This window comes from Bradyrhizobium sp. Pa8, from assembly GCF_052588265.1.
On record NZ_CP176767.1, the window covers coordinates 2980344 to 2997647 of the forward strand.

The following is a 17304-nucleotide window of genomic DNA, read 5'->3' on the forward strand; positions in this document are numbered from 1 at the left end:
CGCGGCCGCCGCGCCTCAGAATCCGTAGAGACGCGCGGGATTGTCGACCAGGATCTTCTTGCGCACCTCCGCATCCGGCGCCCACACCGGAAGCTGGTTGAGCAGCCGGCCGTCGTCGATCTGATAGAGGGGCGCGATGTCGGTGGGCTTGCGTCCCTCGACGCGACTGGAATCCGGATGCGGCCAGTCGGTGCCCCAGACGATGCGGTCCGGGTTCGCCGCGATCAGCGCGCGGGCGTACGGCACCATGTCCTGATAGTCGGGCGCGAGGTTCGACGAGCGATAGGCTCCCGAAATCTTCACATAGGCCTTGCCGGATTTGACGAGCGCGACCAGGTCGGAAAATCCCGGCTGCTCCAGTCCGAGCGATGCCTCGAGGCCGCCGAAATGGTCGAACACGGCCGGCACGGGCGAAGCCAGCACGAGCTCCTTGATCGCCGAGATCATCGGCAGCGTGGTGTAGAGCTGCACGTGCCAGCCGCGTGCCTTCATGCGCTCGACGGCGGCCGTGAAGCGCGCGCGGCCGACATTCGGATCGCTGACGCCGCCGGTGGCGAGATTGATGCGACTGCCGCGAAAACCGTCCGCCTGCATCGCGTCGAGCTGTGCTTCCGTGGTCTTATCGTCGATCACGGCCACTCCGCGTGCGGTCGCGCCGCGCGCCTTCATGCCGAACAAGGTGGAGGAATTGTCGGTGCCGTAGACGCTCGGCGTCACGATCACGACGCGCTCGACATGCAGCGCCTTGTGCAGCGCCGCCATTTCCTCGGGGCTTGCCGGTTCCGGCGTATAGACGCGCCCCGCGAAGAACGGAAACTTTTCGACGTCACCATGGATGTGCGTGTGGCAGTCGCAGGCATGGGCCGGAACGTCGAAATCGACCGGCGTCGCGGGCTGCGCCGCACGGGCGTGAGCTTTGTTGGTCATGGCTACTCCGGCGGCAAGGGAGGCAAGCAGGACGCTGCGTCGGTTGAGCATGGTTCTCTCCCTGCTTCGTTATTTGGAGGTGGGACAGGAATAGTATCACATCAGCCCGGTAACCCGCTCCGCTTCACTGCATAGCTGCTCGACAAGATCCGCAATCGGGCGTGAGCCGTCGACGCGCACGACCGGGCAGGGCAGGCCCGCGAGCCAGGCTTCATCTTTTGTGAGACTGCGGCCCTCGCGATCACCGGCTTCGTAGTGCGAGGCCCATTCGACGAACGACTCCGCCTCCTCGTGACGCCAGCCACCCTGTGCGACGGCATCAGCTCCGAAATGCGTAGCCTCGCGGCCACGCAGGCGCTGCAAGCGAAGCTGGCGCGGCGTCGTCACAAAGACGACAAGATCGAAGAACGGGACGAGTTCGTCGCCCCAGCCGGTGACGGTTCCGCTCAGCACCCAATCGAGACGCGGCAGAAACATCTCGCGCATCAGGCGCAGGCGCTCCGCGGCAGGGCGCGTCGTCTGGTAGGGCGGCACGGTCGGCAGCCAGAAATAATCGTCGCTGTCGTGATGCGGCAACGCAAGCCGGTCGGCGAGCGCGCCACCGATCGTCGTTACGCCGGAGCCTGAAGCTCCCATCAGATGGATGCGGCGGCTCTTCATCGGCATCAGGCCAGACGATTTGAAACTACTGTCCCGATGGCGTGCGTAGGCCGTGCCAGGCGTCGCGGACCTGCTGGTAATGCACCTCGGGCAGATAGTCCGGCGTGTTGAGGCTAAGCGTCTTGACGTCGAGATGGCCGACGGCGCTGAGCAGCGTGTAGGAGGCGATCACGCGGTCGCGCAGTGCGCCGATCAGGCGGGCCTTGGCCTGGATCAAATCGGCCTGCGAGTTCAGCACGTCGACCGTCGTGCGCTGCCCGCCGGCGGCCTCGCGCTGCACGCCCTGGAGCGCGACGGTCGCCGCCTTCACCTCCGACTCGGAGGCGGAGACCGTGATCTTGGCGCCCTCATTGGCGACCCAGGCGCTGGTCGCCGCCGTGCGCGCCTGGTTGCGGACCTGGTCGAGCACGAGCCGGCTCTGCGCCGTGATCTCCTTGGCCTGCCGGGTCTGCGCGGCGGCCTGGCCGCCGTCGTAGATCGGCGCGGTGACGTTGGCGACGATCGAGGCCTGGTCTTCGGCGAGGGTGCTCAGCGTCGGGTCGTTGCTGCGGCTCTTGCTGGCACTGCCCTGAAGACTGGCGCTCGGCAGCAGCGCGCCCTCGGCGATGCGGATGTTGGTCGAGGCAACATCGACGTCGAAGCCCGCCGCCATCACCGCCGGGTGCTGGCGGATCGCCATCGTCAGCGCATCCTCGCGGCTCTTCGGCAGATAGCGGTCGACGACTTCGGCGGGCCGAAGCTGCGTTGGCGCATTGCCGATCACCTGCGCGTAGACCGCCTGGCTCACCGCCAGCGCGACTTCCGCGGCGTTGAGATCGGCGAGTCCCCGGTTGAGCCGCGCCTCGGCCTGGGCGCTGTCGGTCGGCGTGACGTCGCCGGCGTTGAGGCGGCGCTGGGTGACGGCGAGCGTCTCGCGCAGGAATGCGACGTTGGAGCGTTGCGCTTCGACCAGTGACTGGTTGGCCAGCACGTTCGTGTAGGCGGTGACCGCATCGAGCAGCACGCCCTGGCCGACATTGCGCAGCGCCTCGCGGCCGGACTGCACCTGAAGTTCCGCAGCGCGGACGCTGTTGGCGGTGCGGAACCCGTTGAACAGGGTCTGCGTCACGGTGACGCCGATGACCCAAGGTTTCAGATTGGCGGTCTGGATCGTGTTGTCGGGCAGCAAATTGCGCACCGATTGCAGGCCGGCGCTGAGGCTTGCCACGATCTGCGGCCGGTAGCCGGCGAGCGCCTGCGGCACGTTTTCATCCGTGGCGCGTTGCCGCGCGCGCTCGGCATTGAGCTGCGGGTTGGTCTGGTAGGCCTTGGCGAGCGCCTCAGGCAGGGCTTCCGCCCACGCGGCAGAGGGCAGGGCGCAACAGAGCGCCAGCGTGGTCCATGTCGCAAGCACAGGACCCACGCCCGATCGATGCCGCGTCATCACGCGACCAACTCTGGCGACACGCCCAATCATGTAATCCCGCTAAACCCCGGCTGTCCGCCCCCGCCGACGGTGGCCTCTTAACTGTTTAACCAGCCGGGGTCCCGCAGGCAAACTGCCGCGGGGAAAACCCCCATCTATTCCGTGCTTGTTGCAGGTGCGTCACAGGGTTTCTGCACCAGAGCGGCAAAGCCTTACACCAGCCTGACCGCTCGCGGGCATTACCGGTTCTTGTTCACCGGCTTGCGCTTCTCGATGAACGCCGCCATGCCCTCGGAGCGGTCCTCCAGCGCGAAGGTCGCGTGAAACAGGTTGCGCTCGACGCTCATGCCTTCGGCGAGCGTGGTCTCGAAGGCGCGGTTAACCGCTTCCTTGGCCATGGCGACGGCGGGCCGCGACATCGATGCGATCTTCTCGGCGGCTTCCATGACCTCGTCCATGAGCTTGTCGGCGGGCACGATGCGGCTGACGAGGCCTGAGCGCTCCGCTTCCGCCGCATCCATCATGCGGCCGGTGAGGCAGAGGTCCATCGCCTTCGACTTGCCGATCGCGCGGGTCAGGCGCTGGGTGCCGCCGATGCCGGGAATGGTGCCGAGCGTGATTTCGGGCTGGCCGAATTTGGCGGTGTCGGCGGCGATGATGAAGTCGCACATCATGGCGAGCTCGCAGCCGCCGCCGAGCGCATAGCCCGCGACCGCGGCGATGGTCGGCTTGCGGCAGCGCGCGACGCGGTCGCCGCCGATCGCGGCGAAATCCTCGGAGAACATGTCGATGAAGCCTTTCGGCTGCATCTCCTTGATGTCGGCGCCGGCGGCAAAGGCCTTCTCGCTGCCGGTCACGACGATGCAGCCGATGGCGTCATCGGCCTCGAGATCGTCGACGGCCGCGGCGATCTCGCGGAAGACGCCGAAGGAGAGCGCATTGAGCATTTTCGGCCGGTTCAGCTTGATGATGCCGACCGCGCCCTTGCTCTCGACGATGATGTGTTCGAACGTGCTCATGCTCCACCCACGCGTTTGATTGGGCGAGCAATGTGCCCGCTGGCGCGGTGGGCTTCAAGGGCCGAAAAGTTGTCGGGACGAGGCCGTCCGGAACGCGGCGAGACGCACGTTCCGGACCGAGGTCCCTCAGGCCAAAATCACCCGGGAATCAGGCGAAGAACATGCGCGCGGCAGAGGCCAGCGTCAGCAGCGTGCCGACGCCGATGAAGATCTTGCCGATCAGCGAGCTCTGGTCCCAGGCCGAACTGTGGCTGCTCGCCATCACTGGCGCCGGCCGCGCGTCGGTTGCGGCGATCACCGCCTTCTGTGCCGGCGGGTCCTGTTGCAGGGCGCGGTCGATGTCGTTGAGCTGATCGGGCGCCACCACCTGAGCTTCGTCATTCGGCGCGGCGGTATTATCGGCTGCAGCCTGAACATTGTCGTTGGCGCGGCCGGTCATCGCGGAGGCCGCGGCAGCCGTCGGCGTATCGGCTGCGGCGATCTGCGCGTTGGCGTTGGCGACTGCCGGCGGCATCTGGCTCAGGGCCGGCACGTCGTTTTCGGCCTTCGCTTCGTCGGCCTTTGCCGCACCGTCCTTCTTGTCGACCTTGTCGTCGGATTTCTGCGCCGTCTTGCCGCTGTCGCGGTGGCGCGATGCATGGCGCCGCTGCTTGCTCGGCTTGACCGCGTCGGCCTGGTTGCTCGCGCTGTCCGATTTGCTGCTTGCGTCTGAACTCGGTGCCGCCTGTGCAGCGGCTCCGACCAGCACGAAAATGCCGGCAAGAAGAATCAGTGCGGCGCGCCCGCTGGCTTTCATCATGTTGACGATCTCCCCAATTCCGCCTGTCCCGGGACCGAACAGAGACCCTGGGGCGTGACCACAGCGGGGCAAAAAGTGGGAATCTTCGGGCTATCCCGGGCAAAAGCGGGGCAAACCGCCGCCTCGCAACCGGCCGCCGGATGCGGACGGGACCGATCGGTGTTATGAGCCGTCGCGGGTTTCGACGGCCGCATTGCGTGGCGAGGCGCGGCGAAGATCACGAAGTCGTGATCTTTCGGGTGCCGGCGTAACAAACTGAAAGAGCTGCCGAATTGCATGGTGAGGGCGCGTGCGCGGACGTGAGGACGAGTGGACCGGCCTGATGCGGTCGGCCATGGCAGGCGATGATGCGGCGTATCATCGCCTGTTGAAGGCGGTCACGCCTGTGCTGCGCGCTGCCGCGAGGCGGGGTCTGGCGCGGGCCGGGCAGCCTCCCGACCAGGCCGAGGATATCGTGCAGGAGATTTTGTTGGCGGTGCATCTGAAGCGGCACACCTGGGACAGCGAAGCCCCCTTCGCCCCGTGGCTGTTTGCGATCGCGCGCAACAAGCTGATCGATGCGCTCCGGCGGCGGGGCCGGCGGGTCTTCGTCAACATCGACGATTTCGCCGAGACGCTGCCGGGCGAGGCGCCGCAGGAGACGGCCTCGGCGGCCGAGGTCGCAACGCAGCTCGACACGCTGCCGCAGCGCCAGCGCGACGTGCTGCAGTCGATCGCCGTCGACAGCGCTTCGATCAAGGACACGGCGTCAAAGTTTTCGATGAGCGAAGGTGCGGTGCGGGTCGCGCTGCATCGCGGACTTGCGGCGCTGACTGCCAAACTGCGGGACCACTAGTCATGGATACCGATCAACTCATTCGCTCGCTCGCGGCCGACAACGCCCATCGCGCGCCGCGCGTCGGCGCCGTGCTGACGATGGCGCTGCTCGTGGCGGCACCGTTCTCGATCCTGATCTTCGCCAGCTTCCTTGGCGTGCGGCCCGACGTGATGACCGCCATGCACAATCCGTTCTTCGACACGAAGTTCGCGGTCACGCTGTCGCTTGCGATCCCCGCGATCATCGTCAGCCTGCATCTGTCGCGGCCCGAAGCCTTGATGCGCGGCTGGGGCTGGCTGCTGCTGCTTCCCGTCGGCCTGCTTGCGGTTGCGATCGGCAGCGAGACCATGATGGCCCCGGCGATGCCGATGACGATGCGGCTGGTGGGCAAGAACTCCCGGGTGTGCATGCTCGCGATCCCCGCGATGTCGCTGCCGCTGCTTGCGGGCGCGCTGTTCGGCCTGCGCCACGGCGCGCCGTCGCATCCTGCACTCGCCGGCGCGCTCGCAGGCCTGCTGTCGGCCGGCCTTGCCGCAACGCTCTACGCCTCGCACTGCACCGACGACTCGCCGCTGTTCGTCGCGACCTGGTACACGATCGCGACGGCACTCGTGACCGCGATCGGCGCGCTCGTGGGGTCGAAAGTCCTGCGCTACTGAAGGCGTTGCGCGCAGATTGACCTCGCGTCACATATCCGCGACCTCCTGGCTTTCATCGGCCGCATCGCTCCAGCATTCATCAGCAACGCTAATAGCTTCATGCCATTGTGAAGGGCTAATCCGGTTCGCGGCTGGAAACTAACTTCGGTTGGACGACTTCTATCCAGAGCGTCGATGGACGCTGCTGTAGCGAGGGATATGCCCAACCATGCGAAAACCGAGCGCATTCGAAATGTCGCGGCGGAACCTTTTGATCGGAACCGCGACGTCGGTGGCGATCGGCGCTACGTCCGCAAAGACTCAGAATTCTGCTCCGCAGCCCTTGGTGGCCGCGCCCGCAGCGGAAACACCCGCGATGGCGACGGTGTCGTTCAACGTCAACGGCGAGGTCCGGGCTCTGAAGCTGGACACCCGGACCACATTGCTCGACGCGCTGCGCGAACATCTTCATCTCACCGGCACCAAGAAGGGCTGCGACCACGGCCAATGCGGTGCCTGCACCGTGATCGTCGGCGGGCAGCGCATCAATTCATGCCTGACGCTGGCGGTCATGCATGAGGGCGACAGCGTCACCACGATCGAGGGGCTTGGTACGCCACAGCACATGCATCCGATGCAGGCCGCCTTCGTCAAGCATGATGGCTTCCAGTGCGGCTATTGCACGCCGGGACAGATCTGCTCGGCCGTGGCCGTGCTCGACGAGATCAAGGCCGGCATTCCCAGTCACGTCACCGGCGATCTGAACGTTGCGCCGCAATTGACCAACGCGGAACTGCGCGAGCGCATGAGCGGCAACATCTGCCGCTGCGGCGCCTATTCCAATATTGCCGAGGCGCTCACCGAGGTTGCCGGGAGGCCCGCATGAAGTCCTTTACCTATGAGAAGGCGAATTCGCCCGCTGCGGCGGCATCTGCGGCCGCCAGTAACAGCAATGCCAAATTCATTGCCGGCGGCACCAATCTGCTCGATCTGATGAAGCTCGAGGTCGAGACGCCGTCCCATTTGATTGACGTCAACGGCCTGGGATTCGACAAGATCGAGCCGACGCCCGCTGGCGGACTTCGCATTGGCGCGCTCGTGCGCAATACGACGCTGGCTGCCGATGCACGGATCCGGCGCGATTACGGCCTGTTGTCGCGCGCACTGCTGGCCGGCGCGTCCGGGCAGTTGCGCAACAAGGCGACCACCGCCGGCAATCTGCTGCAACGGACGCGTTGTCCCTATTTCTATGACACCAACCAGAGGTGCAACAAGCGCAGCCCCGGCAGCGGCTGTGCTGCCATCGGCGGCGTGACCCGCCAGCACGCGGTCATCGGCGCGAGCGAGGCCTGCATCGCGACGCATCCGAGCGACATGGCGATCGCCATGCGTGCGCTTGATGCGACCGTGCAGACGGTTCGTCCGGATGGTTCGGTCCGGGATATCCCGATCGCCGATCTGCACCGCCTGCCGGGAGATACACCGCACATCGAGACGACGCTGACGGCCGGAGAGTTGATCACATCCGTGACGCTGCCAAAGCCCGTTGGGGGAACGCACATCTACCGCAAGGTCCGTGACCGCGCGTCCTATGCGTTCGCATTGGTCTCGGTCGGAGCGATCATCCAGCGCGACGGAACGGGCCGCGTTGCCGTCGGCGGTGTTGCTCACAAGCCGTGGCGGGTCGAGGCGGCCGAAGCCGAAATGCCGCATGGCGCCAAGGCCGTCAGCGCGCGCCTGCTCGAAGGCGCGAGGCCGACGAAGGAGAACGCATTCAAGCTTTCGCTGGTGGAGCGAACACTTGGCGCGGTGCTGACCGAAGCGAAAGGTTGAGCCATGAAGTTCGATACGCCCGCGACCACCAATCCGATCGACCAGCTCAAGGTCATCGGGCATGCGACGAGCCGGATCGACGGCCCGCTCAAGACCACCGGACGGGCGACTTATGCCTACGAGTGGCATGATGTCGTCGCTGCTCCCGCCTATGGCTACATTGTCGGTGCCGCCATCGCAAAGGGGCGGATTGCATCGATGGATCTGTCCCGTGCCAAGGCCGCGCCGGGCGTCATCGCGATCGTCACGGCCGAGAATGCCGGCAAGCTAGGCAAAGGCAACTACAACACGGCGAAGTTGCTCGGTGGCCCCGAGATCGATCACTATCACCAAGCCGTCGCGGTCGTCGTTGCCGAGACCTTCGAACAGGCCCGCGCCGCGGCCCAGCTCGTCGGGATCGATTATACGGCAGCGAAGGGCGCCTTCGACCTTTCGGCCGGACGGGACGGCGCTGCCAAGCCTCCCAGTCGCGGTGATGGCCAGTCCGACACGGCGGTCGGCGATTTTTCCGGTGCCTTCGCATCCGCGCCAGTGCAGCTCGATGCGAGCTACACCACGCCGGACCAGGCCCACGCGATGATGGAGCCGCATGCCTCGATGGCGGCGTGGGATGGCGACAAGCTCACGCTCTGGACCTCCAACCAGATGATCGCATGGACCACCGGGGACGTTGCGAAGACGCTCGGTCTGCCCAAGGAGAATGTCCGGCTGATTTCGCCGTTCATTGGCGGCGGTTTTGGCGGAAAGCTGTTTCTTCGTTCCGATGCGATCCTTGCCGCCCTCGGCGCGCGTGCCGCCAACCGCCCGGTCAAGGTGGCGTTGCCGCGTCCCCTGATGTTCAACAACACGACGCATCGCCCGGCGACGATCCAGCGGATTCGCATCGGCGCGACCAGGGACGGCAAGATCACCGCGATCGGGCACGAGAGCTGGTCGGGCAATTTGCCGGAGGGCCGGCCGGAGACCGCGGTTCAGCAGACCCGTCTGCTCTATGCCGGCGAGAACCGGATGACGGCGATGCGTCTCGCCATGCTGGATCTGCCTGAAGGCAACGCGATGCGTGCGCCTGGTGAGGCGCCCGGCATGATGGCACTGGAGATTGCCATGGACGAGATGGCGGAGCGGTTGGGGCTCGATCCGATCGAATTCCGCGCGCGCAACGACACCCAGGTCGACCCCGAGCATCCGAACCGCCCGTTCTCGCAGCGTCAGTTCGTCGAATGCATGCGGATCGGCGCGGAGCGCTTCGGCTGGAACAAGCGACATGCGGTGCCCGGCAAGCAGCGCGATGGCCGCTGGCTGGTGGGCATGGGCATGGCTGCCGCGTTCCGCAACAATCTTCTGATGAAATCAGGGGCTCGCGTTCGCCTCGACGGGCAGGGGCGAGTAACCGTCGAGACCGATATGACCGACATCGGAACCGGCAGCTATACGATCATCGCCCAGACCGCAGCGGAGATGATGGGAGTGCCGCTGGAGAAGGTCGTCGTACGACTAGGCGACTCCAGCTTCCCGGTATCCGCCGGCTCTGGCGGGCAGTTCGGTGCGAACAATTCGACTTCGGGCGTCTATGCTGCCTGCGTCAAGCTGCGCGAGACGGTGGCGCAGAAGCTCGGCTTCAACTCTGCGGAGGTTGCATTCGCGGATGGTCAGGTGTCGTCGGGCAACCGAAGCGTTCCCTTGGGGCAGGCGGCGTCGGACGGCGAACTGAAAGCAGAGGATTCAATCGAGTACGGCGATCTCGCCAAGACACATCAGCAATCGACGTTCGGCGCGCATTTCGTCGAGCTCGGCGTCGACGTCGCGACGGCGGAAATCCGCGTGCGCCGGATGCTCGCGGTCTGTGCCGCAGGGCGCATCCTCAACCCGAAGACGGCGCGCAGCCAGGTCATTGGCGCCATGACGATGGGCGTGGGAGCGGCGCTGATGGAAGAGCTCGTCGTGGACAAACGCGTCGGCTTTTTCGTCAATCACGACCTGGCCGGCTATGAGGTGCCCGTCCATGCCGACATTCCGCACCAGGACACGATCTTCCTGGACGAGACGGACCCGATGTCGTCGCCGATGAAGGCGAAGGGCGTCGCTGAGCTCGGGATATGTGGTGTCGCCGCGGCGTTGGCCAACGCCATCTACAACGCGACCGGCATACGGGTCCGGGACTATCCGATCACGCTCGACAAGCTGCTGGATCACATGCCTGACGCTTGACGCACCGAACGGCGCCGGCTTCACGCCGCCGGCGTCGTGCCCTGCTGCATGCGGTGGAAGCGCAGTACCTGCTGTGCGGTCGATGAGCGCAGGGCCTCGTAGGCATCGCGCAGCGTCAGCATGTCGGTCTTCGAGTCGCCCGAGAGCTTTTCGCGCATGGCGATGATCGCGCGGACGCTCGACCATTGCATGCCCGCGACCTTGGCGAGGATCATCACGCCCTCGTTGCGGCTCTCGATCATCATGTTCTCGGCGGTCTCGACCGCGACGCCCGCGAGCGCCGCGAGCCCTGCATTGGTCTCGTCGAACTTGCCCTGCTCGGCGAAGCTGGTGACCTGGAACTCGTTGAGACGACCGTCCTCGTGCAGCGACCGCACCAGCGCGCGTGCCATTTCGGTCTGCCTGGTCATGGCGGCGGCGCGGACCCGCTGGGCCGCTTCCTGGACCACGCTGGACACTTCGTCCGCGAGCCCGGGATGGGCCGCCTCGAGCTTTCTGCGAACGCTCAGGGACGCCTTGGCGACCAGCTTCAGGTAGTGATGGCGCGGCAGGTCGGGCCGCAGGCCGATGCAGGTGGCGAGGCCATCGTCGCGTTCGGCGCGCGTGACGAGGTCGGTGAGACTTCCCTCGGAGAACTGCGCGCCCGGATTGCTGACGGTCGATTGCACGACGTCTTCGTTGCCGCGCGCCACAAGCACGTCGGTCAGCGCTTCCGACAGCACCCGCCGCAGCGAGATCGCCTTGAGATGCGCCTGGCTCCTGGTGTGCGCGATCTCGATCAGGGTCGCCTCGTCCAGCCGTTCCGATTTCGTGAGCACGGGGCCGGAGACCTCGATCACCTCGTCGAGCGCGAGCGTGCGGATGATCCTGGGCGGCGCGGCCGCGATCGGCGCGAGACGGTTGGCGAGCAGCGCTCTCGCCGAGGCCTCGATCTGCTCGATCAGGCACTGGAACACGTCGTCGAACACCCTGGTGTGCTCGTCGGAATAATCAACCGCATTGTTGATGAAGAGATCGGTGACGCGGCGCAGGGCCTCGACCCGGCGCGCGACGGTGCCGTGCGAGAGCGCGGTCTGCAATTCCTCAAGCAGGTTCTCGGATGGTTTTTCGGATTTCGATCTCATGGCCCTGTCCTGGAGCGTTCGGTCCGGCTGCGGCTTCTGCGCAGCCAGGAAAAAATGGATTAGTCAGCTCGTTGCAATACGGTTGCGCCCTTGCGCCTTGGCGGAATAAAGCGCGCTGTCGGCGCGTGCGAGAAACGTGTCGGCAGTATCGTTGTCGCGCAGCGTCACGACGCCCGCGGAAATCGTCACCCGCATGCCGGGGGAAAATGCGCTCCAGTCGAGATCGGCGACGATGCCGCGCAGCCGCTCGAGCATGCGCCCCGCCGCGCCGCCGTCGGTGCCCGGCAGCAGCAGCAGAAATTCCTCGCCGCCATAGCGGCCGAAAAAGTCGGCCGGGCGGATATTTGCAAAAATGGTGATGGCGAAGGTGCGCAGCACCTCGTCGCCGACGGGGTGGCCGTGCGCGTCGTTGATGCGCTTGAACCAGTCGAGGTCGATCAGCGCGATGGCGCAAGGTGCGGACGCCTGCTGCGACTTTTCGACCTCTGCATCGAGCAGCCGCATGATGCAGCGGCGGTTGTAGGAGCCGGTGAGCTCGTCGAGCTCGGCGAGCTCCTCGATGCGCTGATAGGCGGCTTTCAGCTCGATGCTGCGCCGGTACAGGACCTTTCGCAGTGTGGCGCCGAACAGGCCGAGGAAGGCGCACTGGCCGATCACCAGGACGAAGCACAGCATCGAGGCGGTCCGCTGGAGCCTCGTGGCGACTGGCATGCCGATCGGCAGGTCGGAGGCGAGGAAGACGGCCGCGAGGCAGGTCGTCGCGATCGCCCAGGTGAACATCGCCTGCGCCGAGGTCATGCGCAGCGTGCCGAAGGCGAAGATCAGGAACAGCACGCTGATGAAGGCGATGCCGAGGGTCGGCACCGACACCAGGAAGATGAACTGCAGCGCCATGTGCGCCGAGATCTGGAAGACGGTGAGATAGTGGTCGCTGTGCCTGTCGCCGACGCCGGCTTCCGACATCACGACGAAGATGCCGATGATCATCAGGCCGCCGACCCAGAACAGCGACGGAACGTTCATCGGGACGACGCCGTCATGGGCATAGATCAGCAGCACGAAGGCGCCGAGCGAGTAGCTTGCGGCCTGGCCGACATACATCTGCCGGCGTTGCCGGACCCGGCGCGCTCGCACCTCGGGCGCAGCCGCGTCGGGCATGAGAACGAGATCCGCGACCTCAGCGGCATTCCTCTCCGGTAAGGTCGTCGCGGCCGTGCTCATTGTCCCGCCAAGGGTGGATGTCAGCCCAAAAATCTACGCGGCAAGCCTTTAGGTTTGGTATCCTTCGAAATCGAATCCAAAGGGCGCAGCGCGCAACAGGATGACAGCGGCCGGCGGGGAAATTTGCCGGCGATTAGGCATTGTTGGCGACGGGGTCGAGCCAAAGCAGGGCTTGGTGAGACATACGTCGTGCAGGGCTGCTATGGTTCCATCATGTCGGGCCGTCCGCGCCGGACGGCATTGCGCAGGGAATGCATCATTACTATGTTACCGTTATCGAGCGAGCCGGCCAACCGCCGCGGGCGGCAAAAGGAAAATTCGCGTATGTGGGGTAGATCACACAGACCCCCGTGTGACTGCGGTAGGCTGAAGAATTTCGCCCCGCCCGTCGAACCGTCCGCCGCGCAGTCCCGACCAACTTTGCGAGACGGGCATTGAGCGTGACACAGGCGGCTTCGGACGAGGTCCTGATCGCCAGGATCGCTCAAGGTGACCGGCTCGCCATGCAGGTGCTGTACGGGCGGCACCATGTCAGGGTCTACAGGTTCGGGCTGAGGCTCGTGCGGGATGAGCAGGCGGCGGAAGACCTCATCAGCGAGGTGTTTCTCGACGTCTGGCGTCAAGCCGGCAAGTTCGAGGGTCGATCCGCCGTCTCCACCTGGCTGCTGGCAATCACCCGATTCAAGGCCCTGTCTGCGCTCCGGCGCAGGAAGGACGTTGGGTTGGACGACGAAGCTGCCAACGCGATCGAGGATTCGTCTGACGATCCGGAAATCGCGGTGCAGAAGAAGGATACCAGTGAAGCGTTGCGGGAGTGTCTGACGGGCCTCTCGCCGGACCATCGGGAAATCGTCGATCTCGTCTACTACCACGAGAAATCCGTGGAAGAAGTGGCCGAAATCGTCGGTATTCCGGAGAACACTGTGAAGACGCGCTTGTTTTATGCGCGCAAGAAACTGGCCGAACTGCTGAAGGCAGCCGGCGTTGAGCGAGGCTGGCCATGATGGCATTGAGCAAGAAGATGCTGGAGCAAGAGCCCAGTGAAATTGAACTGCTGCTGCCCTGGCACGCCGCCGGCACGCTGAACGCGCGTGACGCTCGCCGCGTCGACGAAGCGCTGGCGCGTGATCCGGCGCTCGCAAAGCAATATGCCGCGATCCGCGGCGAGTACGAAGAGACCATCCATCTGAACGAGAGCTTGGGGGCTCCGTCGGCGCGGGCGATGCAGAAGCTGTTCGCCGCGATCGATGCCGAGCCTGCACGGCCGGTCGGTTCGCTGCCGCTCTCGGCGCGCATCGCGACCTTCTTCTCGAGCCTGTCGCCGCGTACGCTGGCCTGGTCGGCGAGCCTGGGTGCCATCGCGCTGCTGCTCCAGGCCGGCATCATCGGCGCCGTGCTGATGAAGACCCAGACCGCGACCTTCGAGACCGCTTCGCTGTCGGTCGGCGCGCCGATCACGCGCGATCTTGGAGCTGCACCTGCGCGCGCGCTGGTGCGCTTTACGCCCGAGGCGCGCGTCGCCGACATCACCGCGCTGCTCGACAGCTACCAGGCTTCGATCATCGGCGATGCCAAGGGCGGCATGTTCCGTCTCCAGTTCGACAAGGCGATGAGCCGGGACGAGCTCGCCTCGCTGCTCGGCAGGATGTCGCGCGAGAAGTTCGTCAACCTCGCCGTTGCGGCGCCGTAAGGCGCCGCTGCACCGATGACGCGCACGTCCGAGAGTAAGTCGCGAGCCGGGGCCTACGCTTCATCGGTCGGAGCTGCACTCCTGCTCGCCGGTCTCGGCGTCGAGGTTGCGCAGGCGCAGGCGATCATGCGCACGCCGACGATCAGCGTCCCCACGCGCACCCCGACCATCTCTCCCAGCATCGCCGCGCGCGTCAGCCCCGGTGTCGGCGCCCGGGCCGTCGGCGTCGCCCCCGGCCCGCGGGCTATCCCTGCTATCCCGCGTACCACCATCACGGCGCGGATGAGGCCGACCCCAGTGCTGCCCTATGCGCGCTATTCGCCGAACCTCTATCCGGCCTGCACCGCCCCCTATCGCGACGCCGACGGCGAATGCCTGGCGCAGCCGGGCGCAGGCGGCGATGGCGCAGGCAAATCGGGCAAGAAGAGCGCCGGGAAGGGGCGGGGCAACGGCACGCCGGCCGCCGTCGACTTGCGCACCTTCGCCAATGAATTCGTGGCCGAGATCGACGGCGCGCTGCCGGCGACCGAAGCCGACGAACTTGCGCGTCGCCACGGCCTGACGCGCGTCTCATCCGAGAATTTCCCGCTGATCGGGGCGACGTTCGGCCTGTTCCGCATCACGGACGGCCGGCCTTCCGAGACGGTGCGGCGTGAGTTCGCCGCCGACGGCAGCGTACGTTCGGTCCAGCCGAACTTCCGCTACGTGCTCCAGGATCAGAAATCGTCGGTGCCGACCGAGGGCGATCCCGCGCAATATGCGCTGGCCAGGCTTCGCCTGCCGCAAGCACATACGCTGGCGCACGGCACCAACGTGACGATTGCCGTGATCGACTCCGGCATCGACGCCCAACATCCCGAGCTCGCCCATTCCATCGCCGACAATTTTGATGCGCTCGGCAGCACCGAGGGCCCGCATGTCCACGGCACCGGCATTGCCGGCGCCATCGTGGCGCATGCCAAGCTGATGGGTAGCGCGCCCGAGGCGCGCATCATCGCCATCCGCGCCTTTGGCGGCTCGACAGGTGGAGCTCAGAGCTCGTCCTACATCGTCCTGCGCTCACTGAATTACGCCGCCGAGCACGGCGCGCAGATCGTCAATATGAGCTTTGCCGGTCCGAAGGACGCCGTGATCGAACGCGCCATCGCGGCGACCGCCGCCCGCGGGCTGGTGCTGATCGCGGCTGCCGGCAATGCCGGCGCGAGATCGCCGCCGCTCTATCCGGCCGCCAATCCCAACGTGATCGCGGTCAGCGCAACCGACCAGCAGGACAAGCTGTTCTCGGCGTCCAACCGCGGCAATTACATCGCGCTGGCGGCGCCTGGCGTCGACATCTTCCTGCCCGCGCCGGACGGCAAGTATCAGATGACCTCGGGGACCTCGTTCTCGGCCGCCTATGTCTCGGGCGTCGCCGCGCTGCTGCTCGAGCGCAATTACACGCTCAAGCCGGAGGCGCTGCGCATGACGCTGGCGAAGACCGCGCGCGACCTCGGTTCACCCGGCCGTGATGATCTCTTCGGCGACGGTGAGGCCGACGCGTTTGCCGCGGTGATGGCTGTTCCCGTCGACAGCGCAACGCCTGTTGCGGCTGCGTCCGGTACAACAAAACGTGAAGATGGCGAGAAGCGTCGCGACGAGCCTGGCGTCCGCGCGATCGAACAACCCTCGCTGTCGAGTGCAGACGATAAATCCACGATTTCTCAGGCGGATAGGCCGGCGACGCGATAGCGGCTGCGACAACTTTGCGCGCGGTGCGAAGGCCAAGAAATCGAACGCCGCATTGAACGTTCAGCCGGCTGCCACGACCAAATTATGTGGGAGCGGTCATCCCTCCCCATAAGTCATATCAGGCGCGAGCGCCCATCCACCCCAAGCGCCCATATGGCTCGACCCGTCCGGTTGTCCCCCCGGACGGGTCTTTTCTTTTCAGGCGTCTGATTTCTTGAACCGCTCCGCGCGATCAGCTTCCGGTTGAGCGAACGTGGCGGCGCCCATCGTCGGCGTCCGGGAGTCGCCCCGCAGGCCGGTTATGCTTGTGCGAAGCTTGACTCGAAAACACAGCATTTCTCCGCACGACTACGGTTATTGACGACGACCGGCGTGTCGTTGCTGGACAAGTCAAAACTTTTCCACAAAATATTCATGTCGCGTCTAAATTGATTCGTGTGCGTTGCGTCGCGTCCGTATTTTTCACCTGACGGGCTGGTTTATGACACATCGCCAAGAGGCTGTTCGCGACGTGGCGCGTGGCCGCGACATTGCGGCACGCTGGTGCGCTCTCGCCGAGCAGCGGCTGGAACATCTCTCCGAAATGTTCGAGACCGGACGCTGGCGCCGCTACCACTCCGAGATCGCATTCCTCGAAAACATCCAGGAAGCCAAGCGCGCCGTCCAGACCTGGCGCGCGCTCGCGACCGGTGCCGACGTGGCTGCGGCGGCGGCGAGTGTCTCGCCCGTGTTCGGCTGGTCGCCGGCGACCATGCCCCGCGTGTTTCCGCGCGAGCAACAGGCGCAGACCGTGCAGCCGAAGGCCGTCCACATCGCCGCAGAGACCGCCGTGCCGGTCAGGCTCGGGCCCAAGCCGGAGGTCCTTCCCGAAATCACCGAAGCCCCGCTCGCGCCGCGAGCGACGCCTGCTGCGGTGGCATTGTTCACTGCGCCTGCCGCTGTCGCACCGCTCAAGGCTCCTGCTGCGCGGGCGCCGCTCACCGCACCTGCTGTGAGGTCGCCGGTCGCCGTGCCTGCCGCAATGGCGGCGTTCACCGCACCTGCCGTGAAGGCGCCGCCCGCCACGCCTGCTGCAATGGCAACGCTCCTGCCGCAGTTCGCCCCGCCCGCCGCCGAAATCGTCGCCGCTCCCGAGCGCGTCGTCGAATTCACCTTCAGCCTCGACGGCCTGGAAGCGAAGTACCCGCTGCTGCGGAACGCGTTTTAAGGGGCGAATGTTCAAGAGGACCACCGCG

16 protein-coding genes are annotated in these 17304 nt (G+C 65.8%); 9 read left to right on the plus strand and 7 right to left on the minus strand.

Going from position 1 to position 17304, the window contains the following annotated elements; all coding sequences use genetic code 11:
* Nucleotides 1-15 precede the first annotated feature (15 nt).
* From ACKWRH_RS13465 to ACKWRH_RS13485, 5 genes are all read right to left on the minus strand, one after another.
* A complete protein-coding gene (locus tag ACKWRH_RS13465; protein WP_445220936.1) occupies nt 16-978 on the minus strand; it encodes an amidohydrolase family protein in 963 nt (320 codons plus the stop codon).
* Nucleotides 979-1023: 45 nt separating this feature from the next.
* Nucleotides 1024-1587, minus strand: coding sequence for a hypothetical protein (locus ACKWRH_RS13470; protein WP_445222389.1), 564 nt, complete (start codon nt 1585-1587; stop codon nt 1024-1026).
* A gap of 25 nt (nt 1588-1612) precedes the next feature.
* Nucleotides 1613-3010 (minus strand): TolC family outer membrane protein, encoded by a 1398-nt coding sequence (locus ACKWRH_RS13475; protein WP_445220937.1) that lies wholly within the window; start codon nt 3008-3010, stop codon nt 1613-1615.
* A 221-nt stretch (nt 3011-3231) separates the two neighbouring features.
* Complete coding sequence (locus ACKWRH_RS13480; protein ID WP_445220938.1) at nt 3232-4011, minus strand: enoyl-CoA hydratase; 780 nt, start codon at nt 4009-4011, stop codon at nt 3232-3234.
* A gap of 148 nt (nt 4012-4159) precedes the next feature.
* Entirely contained in the window at nt 4160-4810 is a 651-nt protein-coding gene (locus tag ACKWRH_RS13485; RefSeq protein WP_445220939.1) for a hypothetical protein, read from the minus strand.
* A gap of 289 nt (nt 4811-5099) precedes the next feature.
* On the opposite strand from ACKWRH_RS13485, the gene ACKWRH_RS13490 reads away from it, so the two are divergent.
* From ACKWRH_RS13490 to paoC, 5 genes are all read left to right on the plus strand, one after another.
* Nucleotides 5100-5645 carry a sigma-70 family RNA polymerase sigma factor gene (locus tag ACKWRH_RS13490; protein WP_445220940.1) on the plus strand — a complete coding sequence of 182 codons (546 nt, stop codon included), beginning with the start codon at nt 5100-5102 and terminating at the stop codon, nt 5643-5645.
* 2 nt (nt 5646-5647) lie between these two features.
* A complete protein-coding gene (locus ACKWRH_RS13495; RefSeq protein ID WP_248882098.1) occupies nt 5648-6286 on the plus strand; it encodes an NrsF family protein in 639 nt (212 codons plus the stop codon).
* A gap of 208 nt (nt 6287-6494) precedes the next feature.
* The gene (gene paoA / locus ACKWRH_RS13500; protein ID WP_445220941.1) at nt 6495-7151 is read left to right on the plus strand and encodes an aldehyde dehydrogenase iron-sulfur subunit PaoA; all 657 of its coding nucleotides are present in this window, start codon (nt 6495-6497) and stop codon (nt 7149-7151) included.
* Nucleotides 7148-8098, plus strand: coding sequence for an FAD binding domain-containing protein (locus tag ACKWRH_RS13505; protein ID WP_445220942.1), 951 nt, complete (start codon nt 7148-7150; stop codon nt 8096-8098). The genes paoA and ACKWRH_RS13505 overlap by 4 nt, the downstream gene beginning before the upstream one ends.
* A 3-nt stretch (nt 8099-8101) precedes the next feature.
* Nucleotides 8102-10306 carry an aldehyde oxidoreductase molybdenum-binding subunit PaoC gene (gene paoC / locus ACKWRH_RS13510; protein WP_445220943.1) on the plus strand — a complete coding sequence of 735 codons (2205 nt, stop codon included), beginning with the start codon at nt 8102-8104 and terminating at the stop codon, nt 10304-10306.
* Between the two features lie 20 nt (nt 10307-10326).
* Here the strand turns inward: paoC and ACKWRH_RS13515 are convergent, their stop codons facing one another.
* Both ACKWRH_RS13515 and ACKWRH_RS13520 read right to left on the minus strand, forming a co-directional pair.
* Nucleotides 10327-11430, minus strand: a complete 1104-nt coding sequence (locus ACKWRH_RS13515) for a DUF2336 domain-containing protein (RefSeq protein WP_445220944.1) — start codon at nt 11428-11430, stop codon at nt 10327-10329.
* A gap of 63 nt (nt 11431-11493) precedes the next feature.
* On the minus strand, nt 11494-12651 hold the full coding sequence (locus tag ACKWRH_RS13520; protein WP_445220945.1) for a GGDEF domain-containing protein: 1158 nt from the start codon (nt 12649-12651) through the stop codon (nt 11494-11496).
* Nucleotides 12652-13085: 434 nt separating this feature from the next.
* Between ACKWRH_RS13520 and ACKWRH_RS13525 the strand changes: the two genes are divergently transcribed.
* The 4 genes from ACKWRH_RS13525 to ACKWRH_RS13540 all read left to right on the plus strand — a co-directional run bounded on the left by ACKWRH_RS13525 (nt 13086) and on the right by ACKWRH_RS13540 (nt 17276).
* Nucleotides 13086-13655 (plus strand): sigma-70 family RNA polymerase sigma factor, encoded by a 570-nt coding sequence (locus tag ACKWRH_RS13525; RefSeq protein WP_008140099.1) that lies wholly within the window; start codon nt 13086-13088, stop codon nt 13653-13655.
* Nucleotides 13652-14341, plus strand: coding sequence for a hypothetical protein (locus ACKWRH_RS13530; RefSeq protein ID WP_445220946.1), 690 nt, complete (start codon nt 13652-13654; stop codon nt 14339-14341). The genes ACKWRH_RS13525 and ACKWRH_RS13530 overlap by 4 nt, the downstream gene beginning before the upstream one ends.
* 15 nt (nt 14342-14356) lie before the next feature.
* Complete coding sequence (locus ACKWRH_RS13535; RefSeq protein WP_445220947.1) at nt 14357-16069, plus strand: S8 family serine peptidase; 1713 nt, start codon at nt 14357-14359, stop codon at nt 16067-16069.
* Nucleotides 16070-16550: 481 nt separating this feature from the next.
* Nucleotides 16551-17276: a TIGR03809 family protein gene (locus ACKWRH_RS13540; protein WP_445220948.1), complete on the plus strand. Its 726-nt coding sequence runs from the start codon at nt 16551-16553 to the stop codon at nt 17274-17276.
* Nucleotides 17277-17304 lie beyond the last annotated feature (28 nt).

Excerpts from the sequence above, each read along its gene's own strand:
- ACKWRH_RS13530 (WP_445220946.1), top strand. The coding sequence starts at position 13,652 with ATGATGGCATTGAGCAAGAAGATGCTGGAGCAAGAGCCCAGTGAAATT.
- ACKWRH_RS13520 (WP_445220945.1), bottom strand. The coding sequence starts at position 12,651 with ATGAGCACGGCCGCGACGACCTTACCGGAGAGGAATGCCGCTGAGGTC.
- ACKWRH_RS13540 (WP_445220948.1), top strand. The coding sequence starts at position 16,551 with ATGACACATCGCCAAGAGGCTGTTCGCGACGTGGCGCGTGGCCGCGAC.
- paoC (WP_445220943.1), top strand. The coding sequence starts at position 8,102 with ATGAAGTTCGATACGCCCGCGACCACCAATCCGATCGACCAGCTCAAG.
- ACKWRH_RS13495 (WP_248882098.1), top strand. The coding sequence starts at position 5,648 with ATGGATACCGATCAACTCATTCGCTCGCTCGCGGCCGACAACGCCCAT.
- ACKWRH_RS13485 (WP_445220939.1), bottom strand. The coding sequence starts at position 4,810 with ATGATGAAAGCCAGCGGGCGCGCCGCACTGATTCTTCTTGCCGGCATT.
- paoA (WP_445220941.1), top strand. The coding sequence starts at position 6,495 with ATGCGAAAACCGAGCGCATTCGAAATGTCGCGGCGGAACCTTTTGATC.
- ACKWRH_RS13480 (WP_445220938.1), bottom strand. The coding sequence starts at position 4,011 with ATGAGCACGTTCGAACACATCATCGTCGAGAGCAAGGGCGCGGTCGGC.
- ACKWRH_RS13470 (WP_445222389.1), bottom strand. The coding sequence starts at position 1,587 with ATGAAGAGCCGCCGCATCCATCTGATGGGAGCTTCAGGCTCCGGCGTA.
- ACKWRH_RS13535 (WP_445220947.1), top strand. The coding sequence starts at position 14,357 with ATGACGCGCACGTCCGAGAGTAAGTCGCGAGCCGGGGCCTACGCTTCA.
- ACKWRH_RS13465 (WP_445220936.1), bottom strand. The coding sequence starts at position 978 with ATGCTCAACCGACGCAGCGTCCTGCTTGCCTCCCTTGCCGCCGGAGTA.
- ACKWRH_RS13505 (WP_445220942.1), top strand. The coding sequence starts at position 7,148 with ATGAAGTCCTTTACCTATGAGAAGGCGAATTCGCCCGCTGCGGCGGCA.
- ACKWRH_RS13515 (WP_445220944.1), bottom strand. The coding sequence starts at position 11,430 with ATGAGATCGAAATCCGAAAAACCATCCGAGAACCTGCTTGAGGAATTG.
- ACKWRH_RS13475 (WP_445220937.1), bottom strand. The coding sequence starts at position 3,010 with ATGACGCGGCATCGATCGGGCGTGGGTCCTGTGCTTGCGACATGGACC.